General features: G+C 29.7%; 14 protein-coding genes. 8 read left to right on the top strand and 6 right to left on the bottom strand.

The annotated features are described in order from the left end of the window. The first annotated feature begins 39 nt into the window (after positions 1-39). Positions 40-2,628, top strand: a complete 2,589-nt coding sequence (locus tag WHD07_RS08110) for a beta-mannosidase (protein WP_343330771.1) — start codon at positions 40-42, stop codon at positions 2,626-2,628. A gap of 142 nt (positions 2,629-2,770) precedes the next feature. Here the strand turns inward: WHD07_RS08110 and WHD07_RS08105 are convergent, their stop codons facing one another. The 4 genes from WHD07_RS08105 to WHD07_RS08090 are packed head-to-tail and all read right to left on the bottom strand — an operon-like array spanning position 2,771 to position 6,862. Next, the gene (locus tag WHD07_RS08105) at positions 2,771-3,793 is read right to left on the bottom strand and encodes a UDP-glucose--hexose-1-phosphate uridylyltransferase (protein WP_343330770.1); all 1,023 of its coding nucleotides are present in this window, start codon (positions 3,791-3,793) and stop codon (positions 2,771-2,773) included. Positions 3,794-3,813: 20 nt separating this feature from the next. Beyond that, on the bottom strand, positions 3,814-4,962 hold the full coding sequence (gene galK, locus WHD07_RS08100; RefSeq protein ID WP_343330769.1) for a galactokinase: 1,149 nt from the start codon (positions 4,960-4,962) through the stop codon (positions 3,814-3,816). 10 nt (positions 4,963-4,972) lie between these two features. Then, positions 4,973-5,863, bottom strand: coding sequence for an aldose 1-epimerase (locus WHD07_RS08095; RefSeq protein WP_343330768.1), 891 nt, complete (start codon positions 5,861-5,863; stop codon positions 4,973-4,975). A 6-nt stretch (positions 5,864-5,869) separates the two neighbouring features. Beyond that, positions 5,870-6,862 carry a GntR family transcriptional regulator gene (locus tag WHD07_RS08090; protein ID WP_343330767.1) on the bottom strand — a complete coding sequence of 331 codons (993 nt, stop codon included), beginning with the start codon at positions 6,860-6,862 and terminating at the stop codon, positions 5,870-5,872. Positions 6,863-7,000: 138 nt separating this feature from the next. Here WHD07_RS08090 and WHD07_RS08085 point away from each other — a divergent pair, with 138 nt between their 5' ends. After that, positions 7,001-8,629, top strand: a complete 1,629-nt coding sequence (locus WHD07_RS08085; protein WP_343330766.1) for a sodium/sugar symporter — start codon at positions 7,001-7,003, stop codon at positions 8,627-8,629. 65 nt (positions 8,630-8,694) lie between these two features. Here WHD07_RS08085 and WHD07_RS08080 read toward each other — a convergent pair whose 3' ends face one another. Further along, positions 8,695-9,132 carry a thioesterase family protein gene (locus WHD07_RS08080; RefSeq protein ID WP_343330765.1) on the bottom strand — a complete coding sequence of 146 codons (438 nt, stop codon included), beginning with the start codon at positions 9,130-9,132 and terminating at the stop codon, positions 8,695-8,697. 68 nt (positions 9,133-9,200) lie between these two features. Further along, positions 9,201-11,330 carry a carboxy terminal-processing peptidase gene (locus WHD07_RS08075; RefSeq protein WP_343330764.1) on the bottom strand — a complete coding sequence of 710 codons (2,130 nt, stop codon included), beginning with the start codon at positions 11,328-11,330 and terminating at the stop codon, positions 9,201-9,203. Between the two features lie 351 nt (positions 11,331-11,681). Between WHD07_RS08075 and surE the strand changes: the two genes are divergently transcribed. From surE to WHD07_RS08045, 6 genes are all read left to right on the top strand, one after another. Continuing rightward, positions 11,682-12,452, top strand: a complete 771-nt coding sequence (gene surE, locus WHD07_RS08070) for a 5'/3'-nucleotidase SurE (protein ID WP_105050633.1) — start codon at positions 11,682-11,684, stop codon at positions 12,450-12,452. Further along, a complete protein-coding gene (locus tag WHD07_RS08065; RefSeq protein ID WP_343330763.1) occupies positions 12,440-12,727 on the top strand; it encodes a hypothetical protein in 288 nt (95 codons plus the stop codon). The genes surE and WHD07_RS08065 overlap by 13 nt, the downstream gene beginning before the upstream one ends. A 78-nt stretch (positions 12,728-12,805) precedes the next feature. Then, the gene (gene lpxB, locus WHD07_RS08060) at positions 12,806-13,927 is read left to right on the top strand and encodes a lipid-A-disaccharide synthase (protein WP_343330762.1); all 1,122 of its coding nucleotides are present in this window, start codon (positions 12,806-12,808) and stop codon (positions 13,925-13,927) included. 11 nt (positions 13,928-13,938) lie between these two features. After that, a complete protein-coding gene (locus tag WHD07_RS08055; RefSeq protein WP_343330761.1) occupies positions 13,939-14,274 on the top strand; it encodes a n-acetylglutamate synthase in 336 nt (111 codons plus the stop codon). Positions 14,275-14,310: 36 nt separating this feature from the next. Continuing rightward, the gene (locus WHD07_RS08050; protein ID WP_343330760.1) at positions 14,311-14,802 is read left to right on the top strand and encodes a C40 family peptidase; all 492 of its coding nucleotides are present in this window, start codon (positions 14,311-14,313) and stop codon (positions 14,800-14,802) included. 38 nt (positions 14,803-14,840) lie between these two features. After that, positions 14,841-16,856, top strand: a complete 2,016-nt coding sequence (locus tag WHD07_RS08045; RefSeq protein WP_343330759.1) for a ComEC/Rec2 family competence protein — start codon at positions 14,841-14,843, stop codon at positions 16,854-16,856. Positions 16,857-16,946 lie beyond the last annotated feature (90 nt).

Here is a 16,946-nt window from a genome sequence, read left to right as displayed (position 1 = left end):
GAGATTGCTGTTTTTTATTAAAATAAATAAAAATGTTATATGTTTTCTAAGTTTTATCACTATTTAGTATGTTTTCTATTAGTGCTTTTTATGTTTTCTTGTAATGATTCGCCTAGTTTTATTTCTAAAAAAATAGAAAAAAATTGGTTGTTTAAAGCAACCAAAGATTCTACATGGTTACCTGCAAAAGTGCCTGGGTCTGTACATACAGATTTACTTACCAATAATGTTATTGAAAATCCTTTTTATCGATTAAATGAAAAAGATCTTCAATGGATTGATAAAAAAGATTGGGAATATAAAACTGTTTTTACTGTAGATAAAACTGTTTTTGATAAACAAAAAATAGAATTCAATTTTAAAGGGTTAGATACGTATGCAACTATTTATCTAAACGATTCTCTTATTTTAAAGACTAATAATATGTTTATTGGCTATAAAATAGCTATTAAACAATATATAAAACTAGGAGAAAATAGTTTAAAGATTGTTTTTGATTCTCCTATAAAAGAAGGGCTGAAAAAAAGAGAAGCATTAGGGTATCAATTACCAAATGCAGTAAATGATCAATCAGAAAATGGTGGGTTAGGTAAAAAGAAAGTCGCAGTTTTTAATCGTAAAGCTGGGTATCACTTTGGATGGGATTGGGGACCAAGATTAGTTTCTAGCGGTATTTGGCAAGAGATTGAGTTAAATGCGTGGAATAATGCTGTTATAAAAGATGTGTATTTACAACAACAAAATATTTCTAAAGAAGTAGCTGTGTTAAATGCTAAATTAGAAATAGAAGCTGTAGATAATATAAGTGCTGAGGTTTTTATCAAAATAGATGATCATCAATATTTAGAACAAGAAATTGCACTTAAAAAAGGTGTAAATAAGATTGATATTCCTATAAAAATTAAGAATCCAGAATTATGGTGGACAAATGGTTTAGGTAATCAAAAATTATATAAAGTTGATGTAACACTTAAAAAAGGTAACAATTTGTTTGATTTGGTTTCTCATAAAATCGGATTAAAGACATTAAAAGTTATTCAAAAAAAGGATTCAGTTGGTGAGAGTTTTTATTTTAGACTAAATGGTCACGCTGTTTTTATGAAAGGTGCAAACTACATTCCCCAAGATGTGTTTTTAGATAGAGTTACCACAAAAGATTACGAGAAGGTAATTAAAAATATGGTAGATGCTAATTATAATATGGTTCGTGTTTGGGGCGGAGGTATTTATGAAAAGGATATTTTTTATGATTTATGTGATAAATATGGAATTTTAGTTTGGCAAGATTTTATGTTTGCGTGTGCGATGTATCCTGGAGATACCTCTTTTTTAGAAAGTGTAAAGAAAGAAGCTATATACAATGTTAAAAGGTTAAGAAACCATACAAGTATTGCATTATGGTGTGGTAATAACGAGAATTTTACAGCTTGGAAAAACTGGGGTTGGATTGATGAAATAAAGAAAAATCAGGGTCAAGAAACGGTAGATGTTCTTTGGAATGGATATCAAAATGTATTTCATGAAATTTTACCAGAAATAGTAGCAAAATTTGATAACGATACTTTTTATTGGGCTTCTTCACCAACTTCTGCAAGAGGAGAGGATGCAACATTAACTGCTGGCGATTATCATTATTGGAGAGTTTGGGGAAATCAAGAATCTATTTTATCATATAATGAAGCAATACCTCGTTTTATGTCTGAATATGGTTTTCAATCTTTTCCGGATTATCAATCGGTAAAAAAATATACAAATAAGCAAGATCAAAATATTTATTCTGATGTAATGCAATCGCACCAGCGTTCTAATATTGGTAATAAGAATATAGAAATGTATATGAATTCTTGGTACCATAAGCCTAAAGATTTTCAATCATTTTTGTATGTAAGTCAGTTGTTACAAAGTACAGCAATGCAAATAGCTATAGAGGCCCATAGAAGAAATATGCCTTATTGTATGGGGAGTTTATATTGGCAAATTAACGATTGTTGGCCGGTTGCTTCGTGGTCTACAATAGATTATTATGGAAACTGGAAAGCGGCACATTACACTGTAAAAGAGTTGTACAAGCCTATAAAAACAATGTTTTATAAGAATGACGATAAATTAGAAGTTCATATTGTTTCTGATAAATTAAAGGATAAAAAGGCTTTGTTAAAAATAAAGTTAATCAACTTTAAGGGAGCTGTTTTAAAGGAAACAGAGAAGAATGTTACCATAAAACAGAATACAAGTGGTGTTTATTTTGATGTAAACGAAGTTGCTTTTATCAATGGAGAAAAGAAAGAGAATACTTTTTTAGTTTCAGAATTGGTGGGTGTAGATAATGTAGTTTTTGATGAAACTATCTTTTATTTAGAAAAACCAAATCAATTAGAATTATTAAAGCCAACAATTGAGTATTTCGTTTTAACACAGCATGAGAAAGAAGTTGAAATAGAAATTTCATCGAACGTTTTAGTGAAAAATATTTATTTAATTACTTCAGAAAAAGGACATTTCTCAAACAACTACTTTGATGTTTTACCGAAGAAAAAATACCGCATAAAATTTTCATCAGAGGAGCAAATTAACATAGAAAAGTTTACAAAAGAATTAAAACTCATATCACTTTTTGATACTTATTAAAAGTCAAGTAAAAAAGTCATTAAGTTGATTTTTGTTAAAGTATACAAGATTAAAGAATAGGTTGATAACAACATTGTTGTAATAAAAGTATAAAAAAAAGCTTCTCATTATGAGAAGCTTTTTTTGTAGAAGTTTGTAATTTCTACAAACAATCTTTTATCATTTTTACAGCTTGTTCTGCAGTAATATCTCTTTGCGGAGTACCAAACATTTCATAACCTACCATAAATTTCTTTACAGAAGCGCTTCTTAATAATGGTGGGTAAAAACTCATGTGCCAATGCCAATGCTTGTTTGCATTTCCGTCTGTTGGCGCTTGGTGAATACCACTAGAATAAGGGAAAGAAGTGTTAAATATTTTATCGTAAGCTTTGGTTAAAACAGCAATTGCTTCTCCGTATTGTAAAGCTTCTTCTTCATTCATCTCTAATATATTAGCTTGCTGTTTTTTAGGAACAATCATAGCTTCAAAAGGCCAAATAGCCCAAAAAGGAACTAAAACTACAAACCCATCATTTTCAAAAATAATACGTTCTTTCTTTTCTAATTCTTGCGTTAAATAATCACCTAACAAACTACTATTATTATTGTTATAATAGTTTAATTGTTGCGTGTTCTTTTTATCAACTTCGTTTGGTAAAGAAGACTGGCTCCAAATTTGTCCATGTGGGTGTGGGTTACTACATCCCATAACTGCACCTTTATTTTCAAAAATTTGCACATAATTAATTTTAGGATTTGCAGCCAATTCAGTAAATTCTCTTTGCCAAGCAAAAACTACTTTTTGAATTTCTGATGCAGACATATCTGCTAAACTTTTTGAGTGATCTGGGCTAAAGCAGATTACTTTACAGATACCTGTTTCACTTTGTGCTTTTAGAAGTCCATCATTTACATCAAATGTAGGTGAGTCGTTTTGTAAAGCAGCAAAATCGTTTGTAAAAACAAAAACATCTTTATACTCTGGGTTTATTTCCCCGTTAATTCTTGTGTTTCCTGCACATAAATAACAAGATTCATCATGAGATGGTCTTTTTTCGTTATTTACCGCTTCATTTTGTCCTTGCCAAGGTCTTTTAGCTCTGTGTGGAGAAACTAAAACCCATTCTCCTGTAAGAATATTAAAACGCTTATGCGAATAGTCTTGTAAATTTGTATTACTCATCTTTTTAGTCTTGTAATTGATTATTTTACGATATGTGTTCCTTGAGAAAGTTCAATAAAATATACAGAACATTCATTGTCAAATTTATTTTTGTAAGCTTTAGATGCCGTTTCCGCAAATGCTTTTGCTTCACTTTTATCAATTAAATTAATGGTACAACCACCAAAACCACCACCCATCATTCTTGCTCCAAGAACGTGTTTGTTTTTCTTAGCTTGGTCTACTAAAAAGTCTAATTCATCACAACTAACATGGTATTGGTTAGATAAACCTTCGTGAGATTGATAAATTAAAGAACCTAATAACTCTAAATCATTATTTTCAATAGCTTTTGCAGCTTTTAGAGTTCTTTCGTTTTCTTGTATAATATATAATGCCTTTTGGTAATTGGCTGGTGTTACCTTGTCTGCAATAGTTTCTAAATCTGCTTCAGTAGCATCTCTTAAAGCTTTTATACCTAATAATGCAGATACGCCTTCGCAAGCAGAACGTCTATCATTATAAGCACTATCAGACAAACTATGTTTTACGTTTGTATTTATCAACATTAATTGATGATCTTTAAAATCTATTTTATAAGGTTTAGATTCTACCGTTCTACAATCTAAGTGCAATGCATTGTCTTTTATCCCAAACATACTTGCGTATTGATCCATAATTCCACAGTTTACACCCACATAATTATGTTCTGCTTTTTGCGATATTATAATCATTTCGTGTTTGGTAAGTCCTAAATCAAATATTTCATTTAAACCAAAAACAACACTATTTTCTAAAGCTGCAGAAGATGACATACCTGCACCTCCAGGAATATTACCTTTAAAGATAATATTGAAATCACCAATCACTTTATTTTTATTCTGAATTTCGGCAACAACACCAAAAACATAATTTTCCCAGCTTCCTTCTTTAGAAGGTTTTAATTTATCTAGTTCAAACTCTATTGTACTGTCTAAATCTAAAGCAATGGCCGTAGAACTACCAGAATCACTTTTTTGAATAGCTGCTGCAATTCCCTTATTAACGGCTGCCGGAAATACAAAACCATCATTATAATCTGTGTGTTCTCCAATAATATTTATTCTTCCAGGTGAAAAAATTAATAAAGGGTCTGTTTTAAATTTTTTGATGAATGTCTCTTTCACATCCTTAACTAGTGTTGCACTCATGTTTGCTATGTTAATTGTTATTAATGTTTATTTTCCAAACAATGGAATATTCTTCATTAGGGTTTAATGTTTGTAGCCCTATTTTATTATTAAAACTATCAGAAACTCCGGTAGTAGGTTCTATTGCTATTGTATTTAATCTTGGTGGAGTATAAGCTTGTAAAAAATTATCTTTTACTGAAGAAGAAAAGTTTAATTGATATTTTGGGGTATTAAACTGAACTTTATCTGTTTTTAAAACCCAACAATCATCTAATTGTTTGTCTTTAATATTTAATGTTACTTTTGCTTTAACGTCTTCTGCACCTGTAGTAATATTTCTATCTCCAATTATTAGTTTTTGATCACAATCAAAATTTAAAGCGCTTTCAGATAAATTATCACTTATAAAATAAGGATGCCACCCTAAAGTAAAAGGAAAAGTTTTAGTGTCCGTATTTTTTACATATATAGCTAAACTTACATTGTTGTCATTAAAAACATACGTTACTTGAATTGTATAAGTATAAGGAAAACCTGCTGTTTTAGTATGCTCTGTATATTCTAAAGTTAGATTTGCAGAACTTTCTGTTGTTTGTTGTTCTATTAATTTAAATGTTTTATTGTAAACACTACCATGTAAGGCATTTCTTTCTTCTTCTTGATTTGTTTCTAGTTGAAATTCTTCATTGTTAAAAGAGTATTTACCATCTTTTATTCTGTTTGCAAACGGAAATAAAATCGAGGAAGCAAAGGTAGAATCGTATTTTAAGGGATGCAAATCTTGTATAATTGCATGTCCTTTTAAAGTTAGTTCTTGTAAGCTAGCTCCTTGGTCTAAGTAAATTTTTCCAAAAACTGAGTTGTCAGAATTTTTTACTTCTAAAATATTTTTTTCTGAGTTATGATTTATAGTATACACTTGATATTATATTGAGTTTCTAATAATAAGTTTGTTTGGGTTTTCTATTTTTAATTGTTCTTTATTTAAAATCATTTGAGCTAATCTTTGTCCCATTTCATTAAAATCGGTAGTGATTGTTGTAATTCCGCCTTCTACAATTTCATGAAGTATAGTGTCATTATACGAAAGAACTCCAATATCTTGCCCTAATACAAAGTGTTGCTTTTTCATTTTTTTGATAATTCGTAATAAACTTTTATCATCAGGAATTATAAATAACTCATCTTTTATTAAAAGTTGTTCTGATGTTTTTTCAACGATTTCATAAGGGATATTTTTTTCTTCACAGAACTGAACAAAACCTTTAATTAAACTTTTAGGTTGATTATGATTTAAAGCTATAAGATTAAGTTTTTTGTATTTTTTTATGGATTCTGAAATTGTATTTAAATTCGTATAAATTGTTTTTTCAAAATTTTGATAAATAGATGGATAATCTTCTAAATCTTTATGAATTTGATCTAAAATGTACACTTTATCTTTTGGTAGTACCTTAATCGTTTCACTTGTATTTTTAAAACTTGCAGGCATAATTACATACGCATTATAGTCACCTGCATTATCTTGTATCAGTTTTTGAAAAATAGTTTCGTTAAAATGATGAAAGAAAATATCTACTTGAATATTGTCTGTTAAATTTTCTAAAAACGAATTATATAAATCTTCTTTAAAGGAGTTTAATTCATCAAAAAGTAAAAATATTTTTTGTTGAACCTCTATGTTTTCGCTAGATACATAGTACCCTTTTCCTACTACAGGTTTTATAATTCCTCTATTTTTTAATTCGTTAAAAGCTGTTAAAACCGTATCTCTAGAGAGTTTGTTCAGTTTTCTAATGTCGTTTATAGAAGGTAATTTATCTCCTTTTTTTAGTTCTCCATTATTTATTGCATCCTCAATATTGTGGATGATTTGTTTGTATTTTGGAACTCCTATTTTATTTTTAACTTCAATCATAGATTAGACAAATATACAATTTTTATAACAAATACCTACCAGTACCCACTAGTTTGTAAAAAAAGGAGATTTTGTTATTAATCTTAGATTAATATACATATATTTGACATTAATTAACTAAAACAAAAAATAACAATTATGACAGCAGGTTTTCATATGTGGGATTATGTAGTTTTTATAGCATATGCCATTTTAATTTTAGGTGTTGGTTTGTGGGTTTCTAGAGATAAGAAAGGTCATCAAAAAAATGCCGAAGACTATTTTTTAGCAAGTAAGTCTTTACCTTGGTGGGCCATTGGTACCTCTTTAATTGCAGCAAACATTTCTGCAGAACAATTTATTGGAATGTCTGGTTCTGGTTTTGCACTAGGTATTGCAATTGCTTCTTATGAGTGGATGGCAGCATTAACTTTATTAATTGTAGGTAAATATTTCTTACCTATTTTTATAGAAAAAGGTTTATATACAATTCCAGAATTTGTTGAAAAACGATTTTCTACCAACCTTAAAACAATCTTAGCTATTTTCTGGTTAGGACTTTATATTTTTGTAAATCTTGCATCAGTACTTTATTTAGGAGGATTGGCAATTGAAACAATTATGGGTGTAGATATGATTTACGCAATCATTGGTTTAGCACTTTTTGCAGCGGCTTATTCTTTATATGGAGGTTTATCTGCAGTAGCTTGGACAGATGTTATACAAGTTGTTTTCTTAGTTTTGGGTGGTTTAATTACAACTTATTTAGCTTTAAATACCGTTTCTGGAGGAGAAGGAATGATGGCAGGTTTCTCTAAAGTTATGGATGCGGCACCAGAAAAATTCCATATGATTTTAGACGAATCTAACGATAATTATGTGAACTTACCTGGTATCTGGGTACTAGTTGGTGGTTTATGGGTTGCAAACTTATATTATTGGGGTTTCAACCAATATATTATACAAAGAACTTTAGCAGCTAAATCGTTAAAAGAATCTCAAAAAGGAATTTTATTAGCAGCATTTTTAAAGTTAGTAATTCCATTTATAGTTGTTGTACCAGGTATTGCAGCGTTTGTTATGGTAAATGATCCAGAGATTATGGCTAATTTAGGTGGAGCAGGTATGTTAAATGTACCCTCTGTTGGACAAGCTGATAAAGCGTACCCTTGGTTATTACAATTTTTACCAACGGGTCTTAAAGGTGTGGCTTTTGCAGCATTAGCAGCAGCTGTAGTTTCTTCTTTAGCGTCTATGATAAACTCTACATCTACCATTTTTACAATGGATATTTATAAACAATATATTAATAAAGAGGCTAATGATAAAAAGACAGTAAATGTTGGTAGAATTTCTGGAGGTGTTGCTTTATTAATTGCAGCTATTGTTGCACCGCTTTTAGGTAATATTGATCAAGCATTTCAGTTTATTCAAGAATATACAGGTATTGTGAGTCCAGGTATTTTAGCAGTGTTTATGTTAGGTTTGTTTTATAAGAAAACAACTAATAACGCGGCAATTTGGGGAGCATTATTATCGATTCCAATTGCATTAGCTTTAAAGTTTATTCCAATTGCAGTTTTTGAGCCTTGGATGCATCAAATGGGAATTGCAACGTTATTAACTATGATAATTACTATTATTTTAAGTAATATTCAAAATAAAGGTGCTGATGATGAAAAAGCAATTCAGATTACAGATAACTTATTTAAAACAACTCCGTTGTTTAACATTGGTTCTTTTATAGTGTGTGTGTTACTTGCAGTATTATATGCATTATTCTGGTAGAATAATTTTCATAAAAAAAATCGCTTAACATTGTTAAGCGATTTTTTTTTGCCCTTTAATTTCTTTTAAAGCGCTATTTTTTCGAAATCGTCACTTCTTTCTGCGATATCAAACAAGTGTTGTGCTTCTTTTGGTGGTACGGTAAGTTTTCTTTTTGTTAAATCTATCCAAGCTCCATATACTTTTATAATGGCAGACAGTTTGCCTGCTTCATTAAAAACCTGATGTGTAATTTTCCAGCGTTCGTTGTTTTCTGATAAGCCAGAAACTTTAAAATCTACCGTTATGTTTTCTCCTAAATGAATTTCTTTTCTAAAAGAAGTTTCTTCTGTAAATAATATAGGGCCAATGTTGTGTTTTGTAAACTCTTCTATAGAAAAATTTTGATCTTTAAAATAGCGCACTCTTACTTCTGCTGCATAATCATTGTATGCCGTATGGCGCATGTGCCTGTTTGGGTCAAAGTCAGACCACTTTGTATGAAATGTTACTTTAAAACTCATCTTATTAGAAATTTAAAAACCTGATAATATTGGATATTATCAGGCTTGTTATAATTAAGTTGTTACTTTTAGTGTTTTACTAATTTATTGTTTGTGTTTAGTTTTAATTCACTTAAAACATTTAAAGCTTCATAAACATAAACGTCTTTAGATAGGTTTTTATGCCATGCCAATCTTTTATCTGCTAATGTGGTGTCTTTTTTAAATAGTGGAACTTCATACTCTGGAGAAGTAAACTTTAAATCAGATTTATAATCAAAAACTGCTTTAAATTTTTCAGCGTCTTTTTCATTAGCAGCATTTTCTTTTTCAAATACTTTATAATTTAAGGTATAAGAAGTGTCATCTTGTTTCTTTTTTAACCATTTTGCATATTCGTTTATCAATTTAAACTTAGTATCTGTAGCAATTCTTTGTTTGCTATTATAAATTACATCAGAAAAATTTTGATAAGTATTTGTTTGCACATAGTCTGCTTGTTTAACCTTATCCCAAGCTAATGCACCACTTAAATCTCTTTCACCAAATTTCATATAACTATATCTGTCTGGCATTGCAATATCAGAATACACGCCTTCTATTTGAGTAGAACCACCATTAATTCTGTAGAATTTTTGGATAGTCATTTTTAAAGCACCTAAATCTTTGTCATATTTAGTAAATTGATTAATAGGCAATACACTTTGTACTGTTCCTTTACCGTAAGTTTGATTTCCTCCCATAATTACAGCTCTTTTGTAATCTTGCATTGCAGCAGCAAAAATTTCTGATGCAGAAGCAGAAAACTCATTTACCAACACTACAACAGCTCCATCCCATTGAATTTTAGGGTCGATATCTTTTTTAATAATAGGGTTTTCTCCTCTGTATTTTACTTGTACAATAGGCCCTTCATTAATAAATAAACCACTAATTTCTATAGCTGTTTTTAAAGATCCACCACCGTTATTTCTTAAATCAACAATTAAACCAGTAACGCCTTCGCTTTTTAACCTTGCAATTTCTTGCTCCATATCTTTTGCAGAGTCTCTATAGTTTTGTTCGTCAAAATCTATATAGAATTTTGGTAAATCTATAATTCCGAACTTTTTACCATCTTTTTCTACAATACTAGATTTTACAAAAGTTTCCTCTAATTCTACAACATCTCTAATAATAGAAATTACTTTGGTAGTACCGTCTAATTTTTTCTTAACAGTTAATCTAACCTCTGTACCCTTTTTTCCTTTAATAAATTTAATTGCATCATCTAAACGCATGCCCACAATATCTAATGGTTCTTTGTCTGCTTGTGCAACTTCTAAAATAATATCACCAGGTTCTAAGCTTCCTTCTTTCCAAGCAGGCCCCCCAGAAACCAATTCAAAAATTTCAGTATAAATTCCTTTTTTTACCAAACGAGCACCGATTCCTTCTAATTTACCAGACATATCTTGGTCAAAACGTTCTTTTATACTTGGTGCCATATACGTTGTATGCGGGTCAAAAGCACCAACTACAGTGTTTAAAAAAGTAGAAAACCAATCTTCATGTTCTAATTCTTCGATTCTAATATATAAATCGTCCATGTTTTTAAGCACTTCTTCACGAGCTTCTTTTTCTAGTTCACTAAAGTTTTTAGTCTTATAATTTTTATCTTTTTCTACGCTAGCTTTTTGTTTTTCTAATTTGTCTTGTATTCTAATTAGTGTACTTAACTTTAGCTGTTTGCGCCAGTAGTCTATTAATTCATTTTCGTTTTTAGCAAACGGAACTTTTTCGTAATCAACATCAATCGTTTCGTTTTTCTTAAAGTTAAAAGGTTGTTTTAACAGATCACCATAATAAGATTTTGCATTTTTAATTTTGCTAGAAAAACGATCATATACCAAGTTATAAAAAGAAACATCTTCTTTTAATAGTTGGTTATCAATTTCATATTTAAATTTAGAAAACTCTTTAATATCCTCTTGTGTAAAATATCTTTTATTTGGGTCTAATCCGTCAATAAATTCATTAAAAACATATTCAGAAAAATCATCATTCATATCTTTTACAACAAAATGACTTCTTGTAAGAATGTTTCTTAAAATGTACACTAAAATTTTATCCTTTTCAGGATCTGAGTTGGGAGTTATGTTTGTGTTTTTAGCTTGCAAGCTAGTTACAAATAGCAAGGTTGCTAATAAAAATGTGGTAATTTTATATTTTGTCTTCATAAATTTTATGTCGTGATTCTAATTCTGTAATTACTCCTTCTGCTTTGCTAATCTACTAAAATAATGCCAAAATTATTTAGGAAGTTTTATTTCGTTCTCTTTTTATCGATTTTTATAAAATATTCAGAAATAATTTTTACAACTGTTTGATGTTTTTTAATTAGAAAAACAGATTAGACTATTACAATATTACGTAAAAAAGAGAAATTCTATTCTTTACAAAATGTTAAAAAGAAAATCGTGTAAAATCAATTATATTTGCTTAAAATAATTCAAAATTTAAAGTTCAATATTTAAATTGAAAACTTCCTGTAATTTTGAATTCTTAATTTTGAACTTTAAACGAAAATGATGCAAGACAAACCTTTAATTTTAATTACAAATGATGATGGGATTACAGCTCCTGGTTTAAGAGCTTTAATTGGCATAATGAATAAAATTGGTGAAGTGGTTGTTGTTGCACCCGATAGTCCACAAAGTGGGATGGGCCATGCTATTACAGTAGATAATGTGTTAACCTGTAATCCAATAACAATTGATGAAGGCCCACAATTAGAATATACCTGTTCTGGTACACCTGCAGATTGTGTAAAAATGGCGGTGAATGAAATATTAAATAGAAAACCAGATTTATGTGTTTCTGGGATTAATCATGGAGCAAATTCATCGATTAGTGTTATTTATTCGGGTACCATGAGTGCTGCTATAGAAGCAGGAATAGAAGGAATACCTGCAATTGGTTTTTCTTTATTAGATTTTAAATGGCATGCAGACTTTAAACAATCAGCAGATTTTATAAAAAATATTACCTTAAATGCCTTGTTAAACGGTATTCCAGAAGGGATTGTTTTAAATGTAAATATTCCAAAATTAAAAAAGGAAGAAATAAAAGGAGTTAAAATTTGTAGACAAGCAAATGGGTATTGGAGAGAGATTTTTGATAAACGAAAAAACCCAATGGGAAAAGAGTATTATTGGCTTTCTGGTGAGTTTGTAAACAAAGATAAAGGGCAAGATACCGATCTTTTTGCGTTAGAAAACGGATATATTTCTGTAGTTCCTGTTCAGTTTGATATGACAGCACATCACATGATTCAAAAACTAAACGCTTGGGAACTGTAAAAAAAGATATTTTAATAGGCATTTTAGTTTCCTTATTTGCCACCTTTGGAGGCATCTTTTTGTATTTAGAATACATTTCTAAATATGGATTTTATGAAACCATAGATTTAATAAAAGATGGAGATTTATATGGTAAAGTATTGTCTTTAGCTGCTATTCCTAATTTGTTTGTATTTTTTATTTTTATCAAAAAGAAACAAGATAACAGGGCAAAAGGAGTTTTGTTGGCTACTATTTTAATAGCATTAACAACTTTGGTTTTAAAATTTATTTAATAGAGATAATGTCTCCTCGAGCGCAGTCGAGAGGTTTAATAAGGTCTCGACTGCGCTCGACCAGACAAGTAAAAACTTATGAAATATTACATTATTGCTGGTGAGGCTTCTGGAGATTTACATGGCTCTAATTTAATGAAAGCATTGTATAAAGAAGATACAAATGCAGACATTAGGTTTTGGGGTGGAGATTTAATGAAAAATGTTGGAGGAACTTTGGTGAGTCATTATAAAGAAAGGGCCTTTATGGGGTTTTTCGAAGTGCTAATGAACCTATCTAAAGTGTTAGGTTTTATTAAGTTTTGTAAAAAAGATATTACAGAATTTAAACCAGACGTTCTTATTTTTATTGATAATTCTGGGTTTAATTTACGTGTTGCCAAATGGGCAAAACAGCAAGGTTTTAGAACCAATTATTATATTTCTCCGCAAGTGTGGGCAAGTAGAGCAAGTAGAGTAAAAGACATTAAAAGAGATGTTGATAAAATGTTTGTAATACTTCCTTTTGAAAAAGAATTTTATGAAAAACATAATTATAAAGTATCATTTGTAGGGCATCCTTTAATAGACGGAATTGCAGGCAGAAAACAAGTAAGTGAAGTTGCTTTTAGAAAAGAATACAACTTAACAGACAAACCAATTATTGCTTTGTTACCCGGAAGTAGAAAGCAAGAAATTACCAAAATGTTGTCTGTAATGTTGTCTTTAATTGATGATTTTTCTGACTATCAATTTGTAGTTGCAGGTGCTCCGAGTCAAGATTTAAGTTTCTATAAACATATTATTAGCGATAAAAAAGTAAGCTTTATCAGCAATAAAACATACGATTTATTAAGTCTTTCTTACGCTGCTTTAGTGGGTTCTGGTACTGCAACTTTAGAAACCGCTTTGTTTAAAGTACCTCAAGTAGTTTGTTATAAAGGAGGTAATATTTCTTATCAGATTGCGAAAAGAATTATCACCTTAAAATTTATTTCTTTGGTCAATTTAATTATGGATAAAGAAGTAGTAAAAGAATTAATTCAGAATGATTTTAATAAAAAAAATCTAAAAGCAGAGTTAACAAAAATTTTAGATAATGACTACAGAGAAAAACTGTTTTTAGAGTATTTTGAATTAGAAAAGAAACTCGGAGGAAAAGGAGCATCAGAAAAAGTGGCCAAACAAATTGTTAGCGATTTAAAAAAGGAAGCAAACTAACTTTAAAATGGATGAATTATAATTGTAAAAAATTTAGAGTAGTTCAGAATACCGATAATGGTGAAACATCAGGAGAAACCATTTTTAAATATCAACAAAAGGGTACTATTCTTACTTGTGAATACAAAGGCGGACAAATAGTAAAAGGTCATTTAATAGGTCTTGTAGATGCACAAGGGAATATAGAAATGCGTTATCACCAAGTAAATCTTAAAGGAGAATTAATGACAGGTATTTGTAATTCTACACCTAAAATATTGTCTAATGGAAAAATAAGGCTTTATGAAAATTGGCAGTGGACTTCTGGAGATATGTCAATTGGGAAATCAGTTTTAGAAGAAGTTTAACTAAGTGTACACATTATACGTAAAAGAATATTTAATATGAGGAAATGGGGTTTTTTATTGGTTGTAATTTCTTTACTATTAAGTTCTTGTTCCTCTACTAAAACGGCTGTTAAAAAGACCACAAAACCAACTACAAAACCAACTACAAAAGTAGATAGAATTGTATCTAATGCCTTAAAATATAAAGGGGTGCGTTATAAATTTGGAGGAACAACAAAAAAAGGAATGGATTGTTCTGGTGTTGTTTATGTTGCCTTTGATAGCGAAAATGTACAACTGCCAAGAATTTCTAGAGACATGGCTAAAAGAGGTGAAAAAATCTCTTTAAGTAAAGTTAAAAAAGGCGATTTATTATTTTTTAGAACCAGTAAAAGTAAACGAAGCATTAATCATGTTGGTTTGGTGGTTTCTCATACAAAAGGGCAAATTAAGTTTGTACATGCCACAACTTCTAGAGGTGTAATTGTTTCTAATTTATCAGAAAAATACTGGAAAAAAGCATTTGTAAAAGCAACAACCATCTTATAATTAGTAGTTAACGTTTTTTTTAGTAACTTTAGCTTGCTATGAAAAGGTTGTACAATTATATACCCTTGCACTTTGTTGTGCTTTTAATTATTGGAATTTGTTTTCAATTTTTCACTCAATTTTGGACTTTTAATTTTCTAAAAACCTCGTTATTTTTAGGGGTTTTGGCGATACTTGTTTTTCTGATAAAAAATAAAGTGATAAGAACAAGTATTGCGCTTGTTTTATTCTTTTTTGTAGGTGTCTCATCGGTTTATTTACATGATGATAGGAATTACAATTCTTTTTATGAACATCATTTAGAAGATAATGAGACTCTTGTTTTACAGATTCATAAAATTTTAAAACCTGGCAATTATTATCGAAAATACGAAGCTAATATTATTAAAGTAGATTCTCTAAGTACAATAGGAACCGTCTTGTTAAACATTCAAAAAGATAGTTGTTCTAGTTCTTTGCTTGTAGATGATCAATTACTCTTAAAACCAACTTTAAAAGAGTTAATTCCGCCGTTAAATCCGCATCAATTTAACTACAAATCTTATTTAGCCAAACAAGGTATTCATCATCAGTTATTTGTAGCAGAAAATCAGTTTTTAAGGTTGAATTCTAAGTCGATTACTTTATTTGGATTATCAGCAAAGTTTAGAAATAAAATTCAAGCATCTTTAAAGAAATACCATTTTAAGGAAAATGAGTTAGCGGTAATTAACGCTTTGTTGTTAGGACAACGACAAGATATTTCTAAAGAATTGATTGTAGATTATCAAAGAGCAGGCGCCATCCATATTTTGGCAGTTTCTGGGTTACACGTTGGTGTTATTTTATGGATTCTATCCTTCATTTTTAAACCTCTTGAAAGGATTAAATATGGATTGTTTTTAAAAACCATGATCATTGTTTTATTACTTTGGATGTTTGCTTTTATCGCAGGACTTTCGGCATCAGTAGTTAGAGCAGTTACGATGTTTACTTTTTTAGCGATCGGATTATCCTTACGGAGAAAAAATGTAGTAGAATTTTCATTTATTTCATCCATGCTTTTCTTATTGTTGATAAAACCTATGTTTCTGTTTGATGTTGGTTTTCAACTAAGTTACTTAGCTGTTTTTGGTATTCTTTGGGTGCAACCAAAATTGTATAAAGTTTACAATCCAAGATTTTTTATAGATGAAAAAATTTGGCAATTGTTCACCGTATCGATTGCAGCGCAAATAGGAATTTTACCCTTGAGTATTTATTATTTTCAACAATTTCCGGGGTTATTTTTAGCCTCAAATTTGGTCATCATTCCTTTTTTAAGTGCTATTTTAATCGGAGGAATTTTAGTCATTATTGCATCACTTTTACAAATTTTACCACAATTTTTAGCGGATATTTATGGAGGTATCATAACTGGAATGAATGGCTTTGTAAGTTGGGTTTCTCATCAAGAAGAATTTTTGTTTAAAGAAATTTCAATTTCATTTGTTACAATGTTGTGTTGGTATGTATTCTTATTTTTAGGTGTTTATTTTCTTATAGAAAAGTCATCCAAAAAACTCATTTACTTTTTTATTTCAATTTTATTATTACAAGGTGTTTTTCTTTTTGAGTCGAATAAAAACAATACAAAACAAGAATTAATTGTGTTTCATAAAAGTCGATTTTCTATGGTTGGAAAGCGGGTAGGAGCACAACTATTTTTGCAACACGATATAGATAGTGTAAGGTTTAAAAAAGAAAATAGTATTAAATCGTATCGAGTTTCAGAAGGTATTGAGAAGGTAGAGGAAACCAATTTTAACAACTTTGTGAAGTTTTCTAATAAAGATATTTTGTTGATAGATAGTTTGGGAGTTTATAATATTTCGGGATTGCAAAACCCAATTATTGTTCTGCAATATTCGCCAAAAATAAATCTAACAAGGTTGATAAAAACAATAAAACCATCGCAAATTATTGCAGATGGTTCTAATTATAAAAGTTATGTAATTGGTTGGGAAAAGTTGTGTTTAAAGCATCAAATACCTTTTCACTACACAGGTCAAAATGGCGCGTTCATTATTGATTAAAGTTTCTATAAAGCTTTTTATTTTTCTTAAAAAAATATTTTCACCAAGAGTAAAATTTTATAGATTTCTGCCTTCGCAGGAATGACAAAA

The organism is Polaribacter staleyi, from assembly GCF_038024045.1.
Lineage (GTDB): Bacteria > Bacteroidota > Bacteroidia > Flavobacteriales > Flavobacteriaceae > Polaribacter > Polaribacter butkevichii.
Note: the sequence above shows the minus strand (reverse complement) of the source record. Positions and strands in the feature narration are given on the sequence as shown.